At 58.1% G+C, this 2756-nt stretch carries 3 protein-coding genes; all 3 read right to left on the reverse strand.

Going from position 1 to position 2756, the window contains the following annotated elements:
• Positions 1-345 precede the first annotated feature (345 nt).
• Complete coding sequence (locus N181_RS07955; protein ID WP_015633430.1) at positions 346-1317, reverse strand: hypothetical protein; 972 nt, start codon at positions 1315-1317, stop codon at positions 346-348.
• An 87-nt stretch (positions 1318-1404) separates the two neighbouring features.
• Positions 1405-2376: an IS110 family RNA-guided transposase gene (locus N181_RS07960; protein WP_015633429.1), complete on the reverse strand. Its 972-nt coding sequence runs from the start codon at positions 2374-2376 to the stop codon at positions 1405-1407.
• A 33-nt stretch (positions 2377-2409) separates the two neighbouring features.
• Positions 2410-2756: transposase (locus tag N181_RS31335; RefSeq protein ID WP_244426090.1), on the reverse strand; the 347-nt coding region annotated here is incomplete at its 5' end.

Raw genomic sequence — 2756 nt, forward strand, 5'->3', positions numbered from 1 at the left:
CCGCCAGCTATCGCTGCATCAATCCGCTGATAACTTTACAGTGCCCATCAGACTGCCCTTGTGCCTGCATGAATCTCGAACCTTTGAGAAGCGCCTCCTTCAGCTCGGCGGTCGATTAAGTTGACGATGCCCTCTGGCGTGATAGAAAGGGATCAGGATCGATCCGTTTCCAACTAACAAACCTGTTCAACCGGTCCCGCTCCGCGCGTCCATCCCTCTTACCAAGAATGATGAACCCGTGGTGCTCGAAGACGCGCGGCCCCTCCTTCGGCTCTTCGTTAGGCATGGTGTTGCAGTGTTTGCCCATGAACGCACTTACCGCGATTGGGACCGTCGATAGGTTATCTATTCATTACCATCACGCCTGTATGGATTTGCTTCACTGTCAGTCCGGTAGTCATCAAGGTTGCTGCCCAGAAATAAGCGTTCGGTCTCTCGTGTTGGCGTTCTGCCCAGCGAGCACATCAGATCCACATCCGCATCGATGTTGTCCTGGTCCTCGACATTCATTCCGAGCCCAATACTGCTCAGTACATCGTCGGGCGTCCAGACCGAGGACTTCGGAACGGTGTAGGTGTGCAGTGTGCTCGCATTGTTGGCGATCGCTCTCGCCCAGTGGTCGCGCGAAACAACCAGCTTCGAAGGATCCTCAACCAACGACACGAAAGGAGACGCTGTTGTCTTGCCGCGCATATGCCATCCGGCTTGGCGCGCTCGATCCATAGGATATCGTTCCAGAGGATCTCCATGGGAGAAATGATCCCGCGCCGTGCTACGAACATGCGATATTGCGCTCGTGTCGTTTTCGATGCGTGGATTGCAATCGCTGTCCTGGTTCTGAAAGCGCCGCAGTATCACATATGACGACCCTGCCACGTCGTCGAAAATACGGCCCCGATCGATACTGCCGTCGCCAACTGCGGTCGCTGGTGACCACCGCCCTGATTGCCGGTAGGCAAGCTCGATCTCGTTTCTAAGCACATCAAGAGGGGCACCCGTCAGCTTTGCGGCAAGCTGGGCGCGCGCTCTCACAAATGATTCGGCCGGATAGCAGCCAGGTTCTGGGGCCACCTCGTTCGGCGCATTCGAGAAGTTGGCAGTCCCGGGATCTGCCGCAAGGGAGACAGAATCCGGCGTTGGGTGAATCAAATGTAAGTCAGCTAGCTGCTGCTCAAAGCTTGCTTGATTCGGAGGGTGCGCCGGTGAGCTGGTCTGCGCGCTCAGCTTGTCTGGCCGTCGGTCCGCCGGGTCCGGCCGCGGCAGGAGATCGTGAACGCCAACCTGAGATTCTGCGGCATTTCGTGGATCAATGTTCATTTTCCCTCCGAGTACGGCTGTTGTTGGCGAACATTTATGCAAGTGCAGCTTTCGAGATCCTTACGGAAGAGGAAAGAAGCCAATAATTCACTTGCGGGGTGCCGGATGTCGTTTGGCGACGGCGGCGACCTTGTAAGGTCTTCGTGCCATCAGCGAGACGATCCAAGAGGGAAGCGTCACTCCTCTGCGAGCTTGCTTCAGGATGGATGTCGCGCCGACGATCAGCAGCGTTCGCAACTGTTTGTTCCCGCGTTTCGATATACGGCCCAGCCGCTCCTTGCCGCTGCTCGAGTGCGTTTTCGGGGTAATTCCGATCCAGGCGGCTAGATCACGTCCGATTGGGAAGGCTGCTGGATCCTGGATCGTCGCTCGAACTGTCGCGGCGATGATGGGGCCGACGCCCGGGATACTGGTAAGCCGCCTAGCGGTGTTATCTGCTTTCACTGCCGTGACTATCTTCGCGTCAAGCGCCTCGATGCGAGCCGACAGCATCTCAATTTGCGCGACCATCTCGAGAAGTGCAGCCCGAGCCGCCGATGGGAGACGGGTGTCATCATCGTCTCGCAGAATGACGATGAGCTTGGCGATGCTCGTCATGCCCGTCGCAGCAATGATGCCCAATTCGGCCATATGAGCTCTCATGGCGTTCGCCGTCTGGCTTCGCTGGCGGACGAACAACTCGCGGGTCTTCAAAACCATGCCTGCGGCTTGCTCGGCGGGCGTCTTAATTGGCACGAACCGCATTGTGGGACGCGTTACCGCCTCACAGATCGCTTCGGCGTCGGCAGCGTCGGTTTTGTTCCGCTTGACATACGCCTTCACGTAGGCCGGCGGTATCATCCTGACTGTATGCCCGAACTGACTGATGGCGTTCGCCCAGTGGTGAGCGCTCGCGCAGGCTTCGAGCCCGACGAGGCACGGCTCAAGGCTGCGGAAGAACTCTAACATCTGCGACCGCCGCAAGGCTCGGCGGACAACGACGTGGCCGTCTTCGGCAACGCCGTGAACTTGAAAGATCGATTTAGCCAGGTCGAGACCGAGTGTGGTGATCTTCTCCATGGAACGGTTCCTTCTGTTTCGTGGCGATTGGCATCACCACAATAGGCACCTTCGATGCCGTTTCGGAGGGCCGTTCCACACCATCAATTTGTGTGGTCGTGCAGTTGGTTGAGGGGGCAGCATGCGAGCTCTAAGGAGTTCTGGGCCTGCTCTGCCATACATTGCACGCTTGATCGTCTTCAGGCGATTGATCTGGCCTTCCGCCTGGCCGTTGCTCCACGGCAGTTCGATTGCGTTGTGGACGGCGTCAATGTCACGACGCAAAACTCGGGCGAACCGCGCGATCGCGACGAGACCCGAGTTGACCGCTTCGTCAATCCAGATGCCGAGCCTGCTTGATGATGTGGACGCCCCCGCGCCGGCGGTTGCCGCTATGATGC

Source organism: Sinorhizobium fredii USDA 205 (assembly GCF_001461695.1).
Lineage (GTDB): Bacteria > Pseudomonadota > Alphaproteobacteria > Rhizobiales > Rhizobiaceae > Sinorhizobium > Sinorhizobium fredii.